Consider the following 15,832-nt stretch of genomic DNA (forward strand, 5'->3'; position numbering starts at 1 on the left):
CGGGGCCGACGGCGTGACGGAACGGTGCCGGACTCAGTCGCCGAGCACGCGCCGCAGATAGTCGTTGCCGAACAGACGGTCCGGGTCGAGCCGGTCGCGCAGTGCGGTGAACTCGCCGAAGCGCGGGTAGACCTCCGACAGGTAGCCCGCGTCCCGCGTGTGGATCTTGCCCCAGTGGGGCCGGCCGGCGTGCGCCGTCATGATCCGCTCGACCGCCGTGAAGTACGAGCGGTGGGGCGTGCCCTTGTAGAGGTGCACGGCGATGTACGCGCTGTCCCGGCCCGACGCGGTCGACAGGGCCATGTCGTCGGCCGGAGCGGTGCGCACCTCGACCGGGAAGCTGATCTTCAGCGGTGACCGCTCGACCATGGCCTTCAGCTCCCGCAGCACCGTGACCGCCTGCTCGCGCGGAACGGCGTACTCCATCTCCACGAACCGCACCCGGCGCGGGCTGGTGAACACCTTGTACGGGATGTCGGTGTACGTACGTGCCGACAGCGCCCGGCTGGAGAGCCTGGCGATCGAGGGGATCGTCGCCGGGACCGCGCGCCCGAGCGAGCAGGCCACCTGGAACACCCCGTTGGACAGCAGCTCGTCGTCGATCCAGCTGCTCACCCGGCCGGGCGGGGCGGCCGGACCGGCGCTGCGGTTGTTGCGCTTGGTGTTGCAGTTCCCGGTGTGCGGGAACCAGTAGAACTCGAAGTGCTCGTTCTCGGCCACGAGTTGATCGAAGTCCGAGGTGACCCGGTCGAAGCCCATCGGCTCCTCACGGGCCGTCAGCAGGAAGATCGGCTCCACGGCGAGGGTGATGGCGGTGACCACCCCGAGGGCGCCGATCCCGACCCGGGCCGCGGCGAAGATCTCCGGGTTCTCCTCGGCCGAGCAGACCATGACCGTGCCGTCGGCGGTGACCAGCTCCAGCGCCCGGATCTGGGCGGATATGGAGGCCGATTCGCGGCCCGTGCCGTGCGTGCCGGTGGAGGTCGCCCCGGCGATCGTCTGCTCCATGATGTCGCCCATGTTCGTCAGCGACAGGCCCTCGCGGGCGAGAGCGGTGTTGAGCCGCTTGAGCGGAGTGCCCGCCTCCACCGTCACGGTCATCGCCGCACGGTCGATGTCCCGGATCCCGGTGAGCAGATCGGGGCGGATCAGCACCCCGTCGGTGGCGGCCGCCGCGGTGAAGGAGTGGCCCGAACCGACCGGCTTCACCTTCAGGCCGTCCGCGTGCGCCCGGCGCACCACGTCCGCGAGCTCGTCCACGGACGCGGGTGACTCGGTACGGGCGGGCCGGGCGGTGACGGTGCCAGCCCAGTTACGCCACGCGCTCGTCGTCCGTGCGTAGGTCTCGGTCATCTTCCCCGCGCCCTCCCGTCGCAGCCGGCCCGGCCAGCCGGCGATATCCCAGGAACGCCACCGCCGCCGCGAGCGCTCCCGCCACGACGGGCACCGCGTACCCCGACTTCGCCCCGGCGGCGTCGACCACCCAGCCGGCGGCCGAGGAGCCGAGCGCCACTCCGACCGCGAGCCCGGTACTGGTCCAGGTCATGCCCTCGGTCAGCTTGGTGCGCGGTACGTGCGCTTCGACGAGGGCCATGGTGGTGACCATCGTCGGTGCGATGGCGAGGCCCGCGACAAAGAGCGCCACGGCCAGCAACGGAAGGTTCCCGGCCAGTAGGAGGGGGATCATACTCACGGCCATCGCGCCGACACCCACCAGCCACCTGGTCGCGGCGTTCCCCTTCAGGTGCAGCAGCCCGAACACGGCCCCCGCGAGACACGAGCCGAGCGCGTAGACGGCCAGCACCAGGGAGGCCGCTGCCTTGTGACCGCGCTCCTCGGCGAAGGCCACGGTCACCACGTCGACACCCCCGAAGATCGCACCGGTCGCGACGAAGGTGGCCACCAGGACCTGGAGCCCGCGCGAGCGCAGCGCCGAGCTCCCGGTGTGCTGCGACTTCGGGTGCGGCATCGGCTCGGTGGCGCGCTGCGCGGTCAGCCAGAAGACGCCGACCAGCAGGAAGGCGGCGGCGATCAGCGGCCCCGCCTCCGGGAACCACGCGGTGGACAGGCCGATGGAGATGATCGGGCCGAAGATGAAGCACACCTCGTCGACGATCGACTCCCACGAGTACGCGGTGTGCAGATCCCGGCCGGAGCCGCGGTAGATCTCCGCCCAGCGGGACCGGACCATCGACCCCACGCTCGGCACACAGCCCGCGCCCACCGAGAAGACGAACAGCGTCCACTCCGGCGCCCCCTGCTGGGCGCAGACCAGCAGACCCGCCACCGCCGCCACCGCGACCAGCGTGACCGGGCGCAGCACCCGGCGCTGCCCGTAGCGGTCGACGAGCCGGGAGACCTGGGGGCCGCAGACGGCGGCCGACATCGCCAGGGTCGCCGACAGGGCCCCGGCCAGCCCGTAGCGGCCGGTGAGCTGGGAGATCATCGTGACGACGCCGATGCCCATCATGGACAGCGGCATCCGGCCGAGGAAGCCCGCGGCGGAGAACCCCTTGGTTCCGGGGGCGGAGAAGATGGCGCGGTAGGGGCTGGGCAAGGGGTACTCCGGTCATGCCTGTCAGGCGTATAGCTGGCCCATACAGCTTACGGGCGGCCGGAGGCCCGGAACGCCGAATTCCGGGCGGACCGGGAAGTGGCTCCGGCGGGTTCGCCATCGGCCGTTTCCCGCTTTCCCGACGGACCGTCGGATGTCGGTTGCCGCCCTGCCGGAGGCGGGTGGCAGGATCGACGGCATGTCCGATCTGCGCGATCCCGCTCCCTACGACGCCCTGCTGCTGCTCTCCTTCGGTGGTCCCGAGGGCCCGGACGACGTGGTCCCGTTCCTGGCGAACGTGACCCGCGGCCGCGGCATCCCCGAGGAACGCCTCAAGGAGGTCGGCAAGCACTACTTCCTGTTCGGCGGGGTCAGCCCGATCAACGCGCAGAACCGCGCCCTGCTCGACGCCCTGCGCAAGGACTTCACCGACCACGGCCCGGACCTGCCGGTCTACTGGGGCAACCGCAACTGGGCCCCGTATCTGACCGACGTCCTGCGCGAGATGACCGCCGACGGACACCGCAGGATCGCCGTCCTCGCCACCAGCGCCTACGCCTCCTACTCAGGCTGCCGCCAGTACCGCGAGAACCTCGCCGACGCGCTGGCCGCCCTGGAGGCGGAGGGCCTGGACGTGCCGCGCGTGGACAAGCTGCGCCACTACTTCAACCACCCCGGCTTCGTGGAGCCCATGGTGGACGGGGTGCTGGCCTCCCTCGCCGATCTGCCCGCGGACGTCCGCGCGGGCGCCCACATCGCCTTCACCACGCACTCCATCCCGACCTCCGCCGCCGACGCCTCGGGCCCCGTGGAGGCGCACGGCGAGGGCGGCGCGTACGTGGCCGAGCACCTCGACGTGGCCCGGCTGATCATCGAGGCGGTGCGGGCGGAGACCGGCGTCGAGCACCCCTGGCAGCTCGTCTACCAGTCCCGCAGCGGAGCCCCGCACATCCCGTGGCTGGAGCCCGACATCTGCGACCACCTGGAAACCCTTCACGGCGAGGGCGTCCCGGCGGTCGTGATGGCGCCCATCGGCTTCGTCTCGGACCACATGGAGGTGCTGTACGACCTCGACACCGAGGCCACCGCCAAGGCCGCCGAGCTCGGACTGCCGGTCCGCCGCTCCGCCACGGTGGGCGACGACCCGCGCTTCGCCGCCGCCGTGCGGGACCTGGTCCTGGAGCGCGCCGCGAGCGAGCGCGGCCGGGTGGTCGAGCGCTGCGCGCTGGGGTCGCTGGGGCCCTCCCACGACCTCTGTCCCGTCGGCTGCTGCCCCGCCAGGGCCCCGAAGCCCGCCGCGGCGGGAGCCGACAGCCCGTACGCGTAGCCCGCAGGACCGCCCGTACCACCACCCGACCGTGCGCACCGATCACCAGGGAGCACCGTGACCGACCCCCTCCTGTCCGAACTGCTCGACCTCGCCCTCGAAGCCGCCCGCCGCGCCGGAGCCCTGCTGCGTGACGGCCGCCCCGCCGACCTGGGGGTGGCCGCGACCAAGTCCAGCCCCATCGACGTGGTCACCGAGATGGACATCGCCGCCGAGAAGCTGATCACCGGCTACCTCACCGACTTCCGCCCCGACGACGGCTTCCTCGGCGAGGAGGGCGCCAGTTCCCCGGGCTCCACCGGCATCCGCTGGGTCATCGACCCGCTCGACGGCACCGTGAACTACCTCTACGGCCTGCCGACCTGGGCGGTCTCCATCGCCGCCGAGCGTGACGGCGAGCGGGTCGTGGGCGTCGTCGAGGCCCCGATGCGCCGGGAGACGTACCAGGCGGTTCTGGGCGGCGGTGCGTTCGCGAACGGCGAAGCCCTGCGCTGCCGGCCCACCGCGCCGCTGGACCAGGCCCTCGTCTCGACCGGCTTCAACTACGTCGCCCACGTCCGCGCCCACCAGGCGGACGTCGCCCAGCGGCTGATCCCGAGGCTCCGCGACATCCGGCGCAGCGGTTCGGCCGCCGTCGACCTCTGCGACGTGGCGGCGGGCCGCCTCGACGGCTACTACGAGCGCGGGCTGCACCCCTGGGACCTGGCGGCGGGCGACCTCATCGCCCGGGAGGCGGGCGCGCTGACCGGCGGCCGCCCGGGGCTGCCCGCCGACGGCGACCTGACGGTGGCCGCCACCCCGGGCGTCTTCGAGCCGCTGCAGACCGCACTCGACGAGCTGGGCGCCTGGCACGACTGAGCGAAATCCCCTGGTGGGGCCCTGAGGGCCCGACGGCACAGCGCAGGGCCCCGGAATGCCTGGACAGCATCCGGGGCCCTGTGGCGTACGGCTCAGGCGCTGGTGGCGCCGATCTCCACGCCGTGCTCGGCGGCGAGACGGCGCAGATCGTCCAGCTCGCCCTGCTCGACGTCCGCGAGGAAGTCGTCGCCGTCCTCGCGCGCCCGCGTGAGGTCGGACTCGGTCGTCTTGATGCGTTGCAGCAGACCTGCGGTGAAAGCGTCCATGATGCGCCCCCTCATCGTGGGTCGGTGGCACGGGGGTGTGCCCGGGATAACTCCGGCCGGGGAGCCGGAGGAGCGGGTGATCGCGCCGCCGCTCCGGGGAAGACGGGGCGGACCGTGGCATGCCACGGGACAGGCGTGATCGCGGGTGTGAACCCCTCTTCCCCACCCCGCGGCTCAGAGAAACCTCAACTGGCCCGGAAAACCGCCGGTTTCCCGGCGGAAGGCCGCGGGCGACCCCGGCCCGTCGCCGTCTTACCGCCGGTTTATGCGTGTTGAGGGCAGGATGGAGGCACACGGTCGGCCTGGCTGCCCGTGTCCGAGCGGCCCCGCGTGGGCCGCTCGCTCTGTGAACCCGACGAAGGACCGAAGGAAGGACTGCGCCGTGCGCGTACTCGTCGTCGAGGACGAGCAGCTGCTCGCCGATGCGGTGGCCACCGGACTGCGCCGGGAGGCCATGGCCGTCGACGTCGTCTACGACGGTGCCGCGGCCCTGGAGCGCATCGGGGTCAACGACTACGACGTCGTGGTCCTGGACCGGGACCTCCCAGTGGTGCACGGGGACGACGTCTGCCGCAAGATCGTCGAGCTCGGCATGCCCACCCGGGTGCTCATGCTCACCGCCTCCGGCGACGTCAGCGACCGGGTCGAGGGCCTGGAGCTGGGCGCCGACGACTATCTGCCCAAGCCGTTCGCCTTCAGCGAGCTGACCGCCCGGGTGCGCGCGCTGGGCCGGCGTACGACGGTGGCGCTGCCGCCCGTCCTGGAGCGGGCCGGCATCAAGCTCGACCCGAACCGCCGTGAGGTCTTCCGCGACGAGGTGGAGATCCAGCTCGCCCCGAAGGAGTTCGCGGTGCTGGAGGTGCTGATGCGCAGCGAGGGCGCCGTCGTCTCCGCGGAGCAGCTGCTGGAGAAGGCCTGGGACGAGAACACCGACCCCTTCACCAACGTGGTGCGGGTCACGGTCATGACGCTCCGCCGCAAGCTCGGCGAACCGCCCGTCATCGTCACCGTGCCGGGCTCCGGATACCGGATCTGAGAACCATGGCCACCACACCGGAGCCGCCCGCGGCGCCACCGAAGCCCACCTGGGAGCCCAAGCAGCCGGACCCTCCGTACCCCTGGCTGCGCCCGACCATCCGGATACGGCTCACGCTGCTGTACGGCGGGATGTTCCTGATCGCGGGCATCGTGCTGCTGTCGATCATCTACATGCTGGCCGCGCAGGCGCTCCACGTCGGCAGCGAGCTGCCGTTCGAGATCGTCAGCGGCAAGGTCACCAGCGAGATCTGCAGCCTGCCCGCGAACGCCAGTCCGGACGCCTTCAACGCCGCGATGAACGCCTGCGTCAACAACCAGCGCAAGGCGGCCCTGGACACCCTGCTCAACCGTTCGCTCCTCGCCCTGCTCGGCCTCAGCGTGATCGCCTTCGCCTTCGGCTACGCCATGGCCGGACGCGTCCTGTCCCCGCTCGGCCGGATCACCCGGACCGCGCGACGGGTGGCCGGCACCGACCTCACCCGGCGGATCGAGCTGGACGGCCCGGACGACGAGCTGAAGGAGCTGGCGGACACGTTCGACGACATGCTGGACCGGCTGGAGCGGGCCTTCACCGCACAGCAGCGGTTCGTCGGCAACGCCTCGCACGAGCTGCGCACCCCACTGGCGATCAACCGCACCCTGCTGGAGGTGCACATCTCCGACCCGGAGGCCCCGCCGGAGCTCCACCAGCTCGGCAGGACCCTCCTGGCCACCAACGAGCGCAGCGAACAGCTGGTCGAGGGCCTGCTGCTGCTGGCCCGCAGCGACAACCAGATCGTCGAGCGCAAACCGGTCGACCTGGCGGAGGTCGCCGAGCGCGCCATCGACCAGACCCGGGCGGAGGCGCTGGCCAGGAAGGTCGACATCCGCGGCGAGCGGGAATCGGCCACGGTGCAGGGCAACGGGGTCCTGCTGGAGCGGATCGCGCTGAACCTCGTGCAGAACGCCGTGCGCTACAACGTGCCCGATGACGGCTGGGTGGAGGTCACCACCGAGGTGCGGGACGGGCAGGCCCTGCTGGTCGTCTCCAACACCGGCCCGGTGGTCCCGGCGTACGAGATCGACAACCTCTTCGAGCCCTTCAGGCGGCTGCGTACGGAGCGCACGGGCAGCGACAAGGGGGTCGGGCTCGGCCTGTCGATCGCCCGGTCCGTCGCCCGGGCGCACGGAGGCCGTATCATCGCGGAGCCCCGCGAGGGCGGCGGTCTCGTGATGCGCGTCACTCTGCCGCTCTGAGAGGCTGCGCGATGTGACTCTGCACCGAATCTTCATGTTCGCTTTGGGCGGAATTTTCAGGACCCGTTCCCGGGCGGGTCGTGTGTGATCGATCACAGGGTCGATTTTCCGGTCATCTACTCTCCGTGATCGCGACTCTGCCGGAAAGCCGGTAATCGTCCGGGTTTTCGGGGATCGTTATCACGGGAAGTACACGGGGTGGCGCCCGTGAACTGCACAGTCGGGACCGTGTACGGTCCCCATCGCCACCCAAGCCGAGCCTCGCCGAGGCGGCCGGTTGGGTGTCGATTGAGTAACAGACCTTGATGTGAGGCAAAATCTCCGCCTCAGGTCGGGCACAAGTCCGGCCTCTCACGCGTTACGTGCGCTGAGACACCTAGACACCCACGAGGGGGAGAGCGACATGGCAACGGATTACGACACCCCACGCAAGACCGACGACGACGTCGACCAGGACAGCCTCGAAGAGCTCAAGGCGCGTCGGAGCGACAAGACGGCCTCCGCCGTCGACGTCGACGAGTTCGACGCCGCCGAGGGCCTGGAGCTGCCCGGCGCGGACCTCTCCAACGAGGAGCTGGCCGTCCGGGTGCTGCCCAAGCAGGCGGACGAGTTCACCTGCATGAGCTGCTTCCTGGTGCACCACCGCAGCCAGCTGGCCCGCGAGAAGAACGGTCAGCCCATCTGCCGCGACTGCGACTGAGGTCGAGTCGGCCGTGGCAGGCGAGACACCGTTCCGGAAGCGGCGCCCCTGGCGTCGGCACGGCCATCAGGCGCAGCAGGACGGTATCGGCGGCACAGGCCCGGCAGAAGGCGGTCACGCGTCTGCCGAGCGGTCCGCCGCCCCGCCGGACCACTCCGGCGGTTCCGACGACGAGCGAGGCCGTTCGGCCTCGCTCGAAGTGGCCGGGGCGGCAGCGCTGCCGGACCTGGCCGCGCAGCAGGAACAGCAGGACCGGGCGGATCCCACGACCGGGGGCCGCCTGCACGCAGTGAAACGGGGCGTACGCAAGAGCGGGGAGAGCGCGAAGGCACTGGCCGCCCAGCTGGCCGACCGCATCATCGAAACGGCCCCGCGCGTGCCGGTGCGCGACCTCGCCACCCTCCGCAGGCAGTTCCCCGGGCTCGGTCCCGAGGAACTGGCCGACAAGCTGGTCACTGGAGCCTGCCGGGGCACCGCGACCGTCGGCGCCGGCATCGGGGCCGCCGCGATGATGCCCGTACCGCCCGCGATGCTCGCCGAGCTGGCGGCGGAGGTGACCGGCGTCGCCGCGATCGAGATGAAGCTCGTCGCCGAGCTCCACGAGGTCTACGGCCTTCGACCCCCGGGCAATCTCGGCCAGCGCAGCACCGCGTATCTGACGTCCTGGACGGAGGAGCGCGGCATCGACGTCACCCGGCCCACCACGCTCAACGCCGCCCTCGGCGGCCAGATGAAGCGTGAGCTGCGCCAGCAGATCATGAAGCGCATGGCGCGCAATCTGCCCAACCTGATCCCGTTCATGATCGGCGCCGCCGTCGGCGCCACGATGAACCGCCGCGACACCCGCAAGCTCGCCGACCGGGTCAGGAACGACCTGCGCAAGCAGCAGATCCCCTGGGACCGGCTGCCCGCGCTGCCGCCGCTGGAACAGCCGCTGAACCCGGCCGAGCTGCCCAAGGAGATCGAGGGCCCCTGAGGGAATCCGGCCGGTCCGGCGAACGGCTCAGGCGGTCCTGGCGCCGCTCAGCGCCGCCGCCAGGCCCCGCGGGTCGCGGGTGGAGAGATAGACGTACGGAGTCGGGTCCTCGGGATCCGTGACCTCCACCCGTACCGCCGTATCCACATAGCCGCGCAGCAGCATGAACGCACGGGCGTCCGCCTTGTGCGTGCGCCAGGCCCGCGCCTCCTCGGCGTCCAGCACCTCGGGCTCGCCGAGCGCCGACAGCGGGATCCTGGCGTCGCCGGCGACGAGGGACCCCGCCACCACCCGGATCCGGGCCGAGCCGTAACCGCTCACCACGAGCGCCGCCGCGGCCGTACCGCCGACCAGCCCCGCGAGCAGCGGCAACGTGCCCAGCGGCAGTAGCATCAAGCCGCAGGCGACCCCGATCCCGAAGGCGATGAACCACCAGGAGCGGGGCGCGGTGAGACGTTCGTCGAAGGGCGGTGCGGAAGGCTGCATGGCACCAAGCTTGGCACGGCGCGACCGGCACACCGCCGCGCGGGTAAGGTCTGCGCCTGTGAGTGGAACATCAGCAGCTCTGACACCCCCGGCCGACGCCGTCGCGCCGGTCCGGCACCCCGACGCGCCCGCCCCCGGCGAGCTCCTCGGGGCGCACTACGAACACTGCTTCGGCTGCGGCGGGGGACAGCCGCACGGACTGCACCTGATGGCGCGGGCCGGTGAGGGCGTGAGCGTCACCGCCGAGTTCACCGTGCAGCCCGCCCACCAGGGCGCCCCCGGACTGGCCCACGGCGGTGTGCTCGCCACGGCGCTGGACGAGACCCTCGGCTCGCTGAACTGGCTGCTGCGCACCATCGCGGTGACCGGACGGCTGGAGACCGACTTCGTCCGCCCCGTCCCCGTGGACACCGTGCTGCACCTCGACGCCCGGATCACCGCCGTGCACGGGCGCAAGATCTACTCCACCGCCACCGGCCGGATCGGCGGCCCCGAAGGCCCCGTCGCGGTCCGCGCCGACGCCCTCTTCATCGAGGTCAAGGTCGACCACTTCATCGACAACGGCCGGCCCGCCGAGATCCAGGCGGCCATGTCCGACCCCGACCAGGTCCGGCGCGCCCGCGCCTTCGAGGTGAACCCGTGACCCGCAGCCCCGTCGACGTACTGATCCGCCGGACCGACCCGGACGTGCCGATCCCGGCGTACGGACACCCGGGCGACGCCGGGGCCGACCTGGTGACCACCGAGGCCGCCGAACTCGCCCCCGGCGAGCGCGTGGTGCTGCCCACCGGGGTCTCGATCGCCCTGCCCGACGGGTACGCCGCGTTCGTGCACCCGCGCTCCGGCCTCGCAGCCCGCTGCGGAGTGGCCCTCGTGAATGCCCCAGGGACGGTTGATGCCGGGTACCGTGGGGAGATCAAGGTGATCGTGGTCAACCTCGATCCACGCGAGAGCGTGCGATTCGAACGGTTCGACCGGATTGCCCAACTGGTTGTCCAGCAGGTCGAGAAGGTGCGCTTCCACGAGGTGGCGGAACTTCCCGGCTCGGCGCGGGCCGAAGGGGGCTTCGGGTCCACCGGCGGCCACGCGTCGGTGGACGGCGCCGAGGGCCAGATCACCCACGGTGGGAACAGCTACGCTTCGGTCGTATCCGACCGGGAAGGACAGTGACGTGTTCGGACGTCGCAAGAAGAGTGGTTCCGCCGAGGACGCGGCGGACGAGGTGCGCGAGGCCGAGCAGGTCGCCGACGAGTCAGGCGCATCCGACGAGGCCGGCACCGGCACGCGTCGGATGAATCTTCCGCCGGCCCCCCGGCCGGACGGACCCTGGGACAGCTCCGAGGTCTCCCAGCCCGGCGAGGGCCGGGTCGACCTGGGCGGCATCTTCGTCCCCGGGGTCGAGGGCATGGAACTGCGCGTCGAGGTGGCCGGGGACGCGATCGTCGCCGCCACCGTGGTGCTGCGCGACAGCGCGATCCAGCTCCAGGCCTTCGCCGCCCCCAAGAAGGAGGGCATCTGGGGCGAGGTCCGCGAGGAGATCGCCTCGGGCATCACCCAGCAGGGCGGCATCATCGACGAGGTCGAGGGCCCGCTGGGCTGGGAGCTGCGCGCGCAGGTCCCCGTACAGCTCCCGGACGGCACGGGCGGGGTGCAGCTCGTGCGCTTCGTCGGCGTCGACGGCCCCCGCTGGTTCCTGCGCGGAGTCATCTCCGGCCAGGGCGCCGTCCAGCCGGAGGCCGCGGGACTGCTGGAGACGATCTTCCGGGACACCGTGGTCGTCCGCGGCGACGGCCCGATGGCCCCGCGCGACCCGATCGTCCTCAAGCTCCCCGACGACGCCCAGATGGTGCCCGAGGGCGTGCAGCAGGAGGACCAGGAGAGCTCCCGGTTCTCCGGCGGCATGGGTCAGCTCCAGCGCGGCCCCGAGATCACCGAGGTCCGTTAGCGGACACCGCACGGCACCGGCCGGTGGGCCGCACCCCTTCCCGGGGTGCGGCCCACCGGCCTTCGTACGCATCGGCCCCGGCCATTGCCCGGCCGTGTGCCGTACACACATACTTGGCGGGCGACGACGCGGGCCACGTACGACGGGGGAGCAGCATGACCGAGAGCACCAACGGACAGTCCGGCACGGCCCTCGCCGAGGACCCGGCCCGCAGCGCCATGGTCACGGTCGAGGACCTGCACCGGTCGTACGGCAGCGGAGCGGCGGCCGTGCACGCCCTGCGCGGCGTCTCCTTCGAGATCCCGCGCGGCGAACTGGTCGCGCTCAAGGGCCGCTCCGGCTCCGGCAAGACCACCCTGCTCAACCTGGTCGGCGGACTGGACACCCCCGACAGCGGCCGGATCACCGTCGACGGCACCGAGCTGGCCGGCCTCGGCGAGAAGGGCCTGCTGGAGCTGCGCCGGGACCGGGTCGGTTTCATCTTCCAGTCCTTCGGCCTCATCCCGATCCTGACCGCCGCCGAGAACGTCGGCGTACCGCTGCGGCTGCGCAGGGCCGACCCGGCCGAGCGTGACGAGCGGGTCGCCCTGCTGCTCTCCCTGGTCGGCCTCGCCGACCACGCCGAGCAGCGCCCCGGAGAGCTCTCCGGCGGCCAGCAGCAGCGCGTCGCCATCGCCCGCGCCCTCGCCAACCGCCCCGCCCTCCTGATCGCCGACGAACCCACCGGACAGCTCGACGCCGAGACCGGGCTCGCCGTGATGGAACTGCTCCGCGCGGTCGTCCGCAGCGAGAACGTCACCGCCCTCGTCGCCACCCACGACCCCCAGCTGCTGGGCCTCGCCGACCGGGTCCTGGAGCTGAGCGACGGGCATATCGTCGAACAGTCCTGAGCCCCCGGCCTGCCCTCCCGGCTCTCCCGGCGCGCATCAGAGTTCCGTCAATACGCCCCTCACCTGCACTCTCCGGACCGAACCACGGCCCGCGGCGGAGTAGCGTCGACGGCGGCAGCCGCACCGGGCGCGCCACCGGCCCTCCGCAGGACACGGCCGGACGGAAGAAGACAATGGGGCCATGGGACGCGGCACACTCCGGATCTACCTGGGCGCGGCACCGGGCGTCGGCAAGACGTACGCGATGCTCTCCGAGGCGCACCGCCGGGTCGAGCGCGGCACCGACTGTGTGGTGGCCTTCGTCGAGCACCACGCCCGGCCGCGCACCGAGGTGCTGCTGCACGGCCTGGAGCAGGTCCGGCGCAGCGAGATCAGCTACCGCGGCGCCGTCTTCACCGAGATGGACGTCGACGCCGTCCTGGAGCGCGCCCCGGCCGTGGCCCTGGTCGACGAGCTGGCCCACACCAACGTCCCCGGCTCCCGCAACGCCAAGCGCTGGCAGGACGTCGAGGAGCTGCTCAAGGCCGGGATCGACGTCATATCCACGGTCAACATCCAGCACCTGGAGTCGCTCGGCGACGTGGTCGAGTCGATCACCGGTGTCCGGCAGCGCGAGACCGTCCCCGACGAGGTGGTCCGCCGGGCCGACCAGATCGAGCTGGTCGACATGTCGCCCCAGGCCCTGCGCCGCCGGATGGCCCACGGCAACATCTACCAGCCCGACAAGATGGACGCCGCCCTCTCCAACTACTTCCGCCCCGGCAACCTCACCGCCCTGCGCGAGCTGGCCCTGCTGTGGACCGCCGACCGGGTCGACGAGTACCTCCAGCAGTACCGGGGCGAGCACAACATCCGCACGACCTGGCAGGCCCGCGAACGCATCGTCGTCGGGCTGACCGGCGGGCCCGAGGGCCGCACCCTCATCCGCCGCGCCTCCCGGATGGCCGCCAAGGGCTCCGGCAGCGAGATCCTCGCCGTCTACATCGCCCGCAGCGACGGCCTGACCGCCGCCTCCCCCAAGGAGCTGGCCGTCCAGCGCACCCTGGTCGAGGACCTCGGCGGCACCTTCCACCACGTCATCGGCGACGACATACCGGCCGCGCTGCTGGAGTTCGCCCGCGGCGTCAACGCCACCCAGATCGTGCTGGGCTCCAGCCGCCGCAAGACCTGGCAGTACATCTACGGCCCCGGGGTCGGCGCGACCGTCGCCCGGGAGTCCGGTCCCGATCTCGACGTCCACATCGTCACCCATGAAGAGGTCGCCAAGGGCCGCGGTCTGCCCATCGCCCGCGGCGCCCGGCTCGGCCGCGCCCGGATCCTCTGGGGCTGGCTCGTCGGGGTCGTCGGCCCCGTCCTGCTCGCGGTGGTCCTGCGCTCCATGGAGGACGCCCCCGGCCTCGCCAACGACGTCCTGCTCTTCCTCTTCCTGACGGTGGCCGCCGCCCTGCTCGGCGGACTGAGACCCGCGCTGGCCTCGGCGGCCGCCGGCTCCCTGCTGCTGAACTACTGGTTCACCCCGCCGACCCACACCCTGACCGTCCAGGACCCGGAGAACCTCGTCGCCATCGTGATCTTCTTCGCGGTGGCGGTGGCGGTCTCCTCCGTGGTCGACCTCGCGGCCCGGCGCACCCACCAGGCCGCCCGGCTGCGTGCCGAGTCGGAGATCCTCTCCTTCCTCGCCGGCAGCGTGCTGCGGGGCGAGACCGCCCTGGACGCCCTGCTGGAACGGGTCCGCGAGACCTTCGCCATGGAGTCCGTCGCCCTGCTGGAGCGCAGCAGCGACGTGGAGCCGTGGACCTGCGCCGGATCCGTCGGACCGGCCCCGGTCAGCCGCCCCGACGACGCCGATGTGGACATGCCGGTCGGCGACAACCTGGCCCTCGCGCTCTCCGGCCGGGTGCTGCCGGCCGAGGACCGCCGGGTGCTCGGCGCGTTCGCCGCCCAGGCCGCCGTCGTCCTGGACCGCCAGCGCCTGGTCGGGGAGGCCGAAGAGGCGCGCAGGCTCGCCGAGGGCAACCGGATCAGGACCGCCCTGCTCGCCGCCGTCAGCCACGACCTGCGCACCCCGCTGGCCGCCATCAAGGCCGCCGTCAGCTCGCTGCGCTCCGACGACGTCGCCTGGTCCGACGAGGACGAGGCGGAGCTCCTGGAAGGCATCGAGGACGGTGCGGACCGGCTGGACCACCTCGTCGGCAACCTGCTGGACATGTCCCGCCTCCAGACCGGCACCGTGACTCCCCTGATCCGCGAGATCGACCTCGACGAGGTGGTCCCGATGGCGCTCGGCGGCGTCCCCGAGGGCAGCGTCGACCTCGACGTCCCCGAAACACTGCCGATGGTCGCCGTCGACCCCGGGCTCCTGGAGCGGGTCGTCGCCAACATCGTCGAGAACGCCGTCAAGTACAACCCGGGCCGGGAGCCCGTCGCCGTGGCCGCCAGCGCGCTCGGCGGCCGCGTCGAGCTGCGGGTGGTCGACCGGGGCCGGGGCGTCCCCGACGAGGCCAAGGACCGCATCTTCGAGCCCTTCCAGCGGTACGGTGACGCCCCGCGCGGCGCCGGAGTGGGCCTCGGCCTCGCCGTCTCCCGGGGCTTCGCCGAGGCCATGGGCGGCACGCTGGACGCCGAGGACACCCCCGGCGGCGGGCTGACCATGGTCCTGACGCTGGCCGCGGCGCCGGGCGGGGGCCGGGCCGACCCCGAGCTGCCCGCCCGGGTCACCTCGTGACCCGGCCCCGGGCGTACACCGCCCGCCCCGACGTATTCCCCGACACCTCCCCGTACAGCAGAAAGGCAGGTCCGCGATGACCAGGGTGCTTGTGGTCGACGACGAGCCGCAGATCGTCCGCGCCCTCGTGATCAACCTGAAGGCCCGCCAGTACGAGGTCGACGCCGCGCCCGACGGGGCGACCGCCCTCCAGCTCGCCGCCGCCCGCCACCCCGACGTCGTCCTCCTCGACCTCGGACTGCCCGACATGGACGGGGTGGAGGTGATCAGGGGGCTGCGCGGCTGGACCCGGGTCCCGATCCTCGTCCTCTCCGCCCGTCAGACCTCCGACGAGAAGGTGGAGGCGCTGGACGCCGGGGCCGACGACTACGTCACCAAACCGTTCGGCATGGACGAACTGCTGGCCAGGCTGCGCGCCTCGGTACGCCGGGCGGAACCGGTCGGCCAGGAGGGCGGCACCGAGGACGTCGCCCTCGTCCAGACCGCCGGCTTCACCGTCGACCTGGCGGCGAAGAAGGTGCACCGGGAGGGCCGCGACGTACGGCTCACCCCCACCGAATGGCACCTGCTGGAGGTCCTCGTCCGCAACGCGGGCCGCCTGGTCAGCCAGAAGCAGCTCCTCCAGGAGGTCTGGGGCCCCTCCTACGGCACCGAGACCAACTATCTGCGGGTCTACATGGCCCAGCTGCGCCGCAAGCTGGAGGCGGACCCCTCGCACCCCCGCCACTTCGTCACCGAACCGGGCATGGGCTATCGGTTCGAGCGTGACTGACTCCGTACCTGCTCACCCTTTCGAGTGATCGTCGCGGACCTGCGTGTGCCGCGCGCAGG

At 72.1% G+C, this 15,832-nt stretch carries 16 protein-coding genes; 12 read left to right on the forward strand and 4 right to left on the reverse strand.

Annotated elements, in window-relative coordinates:
• Nucleotides 1-33 precede the first annotated feature (33 nt).
• Together IE140_RS14140 and IE140_RS14145 are read right to left on the reverse strand one after the other, a co-directional pair.
• On the reverse strand, nt 34-1,353 hold the full coding sequence (locus tag IE140_RS14140) for a D-arabinono-1,4-lactone oxidase (protein WP_032767652.1): 1,320 nt from the start codon (nt 1,351-1,353) through the stop codon (nt 34-36).
• Nucleotides 1,313-2,557, reverse strand: a complete 1,245-nt coding sequence (locus tag IE140_RS14145; protein ID WP_150195662.1) for an MFS transporter — start codon at nt 2,555-2,557, stop codon at nt 1,313-1,315. Before IE140_RS14145 ends, IE140_RS14140 begins: the two co-directional genes overlap by 41 nt.
• 196 nt (nt 2,558-2,753) lie before the next feature.
• On the opposite strand from IE140_RS14145, the gene IE140_RS14150 reads away from it, so the two are divergent.
• Both IE140_RS14150 and IE140_RS14155 read left to right on the forward strand, forming a co-directional pair.
• Complete coding sequence (locus IE140_RS14150) at nt 2,754-3,881, forward strand: ferrochelatase (protein ID WP_150195673.1); 1,128 nt, start codon at nt 2,754-2,756, stop codon at nt 3,879-3,881.
• Nucleotides 3,882-3,938: 57 nt separating this feature from the next.
• A complete protein-coding gene (locus tag IE140_RS14155) occupies nt 3,939-4,739 on the forward strand; it encodes an inositol monophosphatase family protein (protein WP_032781027.1) in 801 nt (266 codons plus the stop codon).
• A gap of 92 nt (nt 4,740-4,831) precedes the next feature.
• Here IE140_RS14155 and IE140_RS14160 read toward each other — a convergent pair whose 3' ends face one another.
• Nucleotides 4,832-5,005: a hypothetical protein gene (locus IE140_RS14160; RefSeq protein WP_010072411.1), complete on the reverse strand. Its 174-nt coding sequence runs from the start codon at nt 5,003-5,005 to the stop codon at nt 4,832-4,834.
• A gap of 382 nt (nt 5,006-5,387) precedes the next feature.
• Here IE140_RS14160 and IE140_RS14165 point away from each other — a divergent pair, with 382 nt between their 5' ends.
• The 4 genes from IE140_RS14165 (at nt 5,388) to IE140_RS14180 (ending at nt 8,955) form a co-directional block, all read left to right on the forward strand.
• Nucleotides 5,388-6,041 (forward strand): response regulator transcription factor, encoded by a 654-nt coding sequence (locus tag IE140_RS14165; protein ID WP_006128158.1) that lies wholly within the window; start codon nt 5,388-5,390, stop codon nt 6,039-6,041.
• 5 nt (nt 6,042-6,046) lie between these two features.
• Nucleotides 6,047-7,279, forward strand: a complete 1,233-nt coding sequence (locus IE140_RS14170) for a sensor histidine kinase (protein WP_150195660.1) — start codon at nt 6,047-6,049, stop codon at nt 7,277-7,279.
• 403 nt (nt 7,280-7,682) lie between these two features.
• Nucleotides 7,683-7,979 carry a DUF4193 domain-containing protein gene (locus tag IE140_RS14175; RefSeq protein ID WP_003965732.1) on the forward strand — a complete coding sequence of 99 codons (297 nt, stop codon included), beginning with the start codon at nt 7,683-7,685 and terminating at the stop codon, nt 7,977-7,979.
• A 13-nt stretch (nt 7,980-7,992) separates the two neighbouring features.
• A complete protein-coding gene (locus IE140_RS14180) occupies nt 7,993-8,955 on the forward strand; it encodes a hypothetical protein (RefSeq protein ID WP_032781025.1) in 963 nt (320 codons plus the stop codon).
• Nucleotides 8,956-8,982: 27 nt separating this feature from the next.
• On the opposite strand, the gene IE140_RS14185 is transcribed toward IE140_RS14180, so the two are convergent.
• Nucleotides 8,983-9,441 (reverse strand): DUF3093 domain-containing protein, encoded by a 459-nt coding sequence (locus IE140_RS14185; RefSeq protein ID WP_150195657.1) that lies wholly within the window; start codon nt 9,439-9,441, stop codon nt 8,983-8,985.
• Between the two features lie 58 nt (nt 9,442-9,499).
• Here IE140_RS14185 and IE140_RS14190 point away from each other — a divergent pair, with 58 nt between their 5' ends.
• From IE140_RS14190 to IE140_RS14215, 6 genes are all read left to right on the forward strand, one after another.
• Nucleotides 9,500-10,084, forward strand: a complete 585-nt coding sequence (locus IE140_RS14190) for a PaaI family thioesterase (protein WP_029182603.1) — start codon at nt 9,500-9,502, stop codon at nt 10,082-10,084.
• Nucleotides 10,081-10,611, forward strand: coding sequence for a dUTP diphosphatase (gene dut / locus IE140_RS14195; protein ID WP_006128163.1), 531 nt, complete (start codon nt 10,081-10,083; stop codon nt 10,609-10,611). Before IE140_RS14190 ends, dut begins: the two co-directional genes overlap by 4 nt.
• A gap of 1 nt (nt 10,612) precedes the next feature.
• Nucleotides 10,613-11,386, forward strand: coding sequence for a DUF3710 domain-containing protein (locus IE140_RS14200; RefSeq protein ID WP_032767663.1), 774 nt, complete (start codon nt 10,613-10,615; stop codon nt 11,384-11,386).
• A gap of 155 nt (nt 11,387-11,541) precedes the next feature.
• A complete protein-coding gene (locus IE140_RS14205; protein WP_150195655.1) occupies nt 11,542-12,276 on the forward strand; it encodes an ABC transporter ATP-binding protein in 735 nt (244 codons plus the stop codon).
• A 181-nt stretch (nt 12,277-12,457) separates the two neighbouring features.
• Nucleotides 12,458-15,001 (forward strand): DUF4118 domain-containing protein, encoded by a 2,544-nt coding sequence (locus tag IE140_RS14210; RefSeq protein ID WP_150195653.1) that lies wholly within the window; start codon nt 12,458-12,460, stop codon nt 14,999-15,001.
• A gap of 76 nt (nt 15,002-15,077) precedes the next feature.
• Complete coding sequence (locus IE140_RS14215; RefSeq protein WP_032767667.1) at nt 15,078-15,773, forward strand: response regulator; 696 nt, start codon at nt 15,078-15,080, stop codon at nt 15,771-15,773.
• Nucleotides 15,774-15,832 lie beyond the last annotated feature (59 nt).

Origin of the sequence: Streptomyces parvus (assembly GCF_014648875.1) — a bacterium.
In the GTDB taxonomy this organism is placed as follows: Bacteria; Actinomycetota; Actinomycetes; order Streptomycetales; family Streptomycetaceae; genus Streptomyces; species Streptomyces parvus.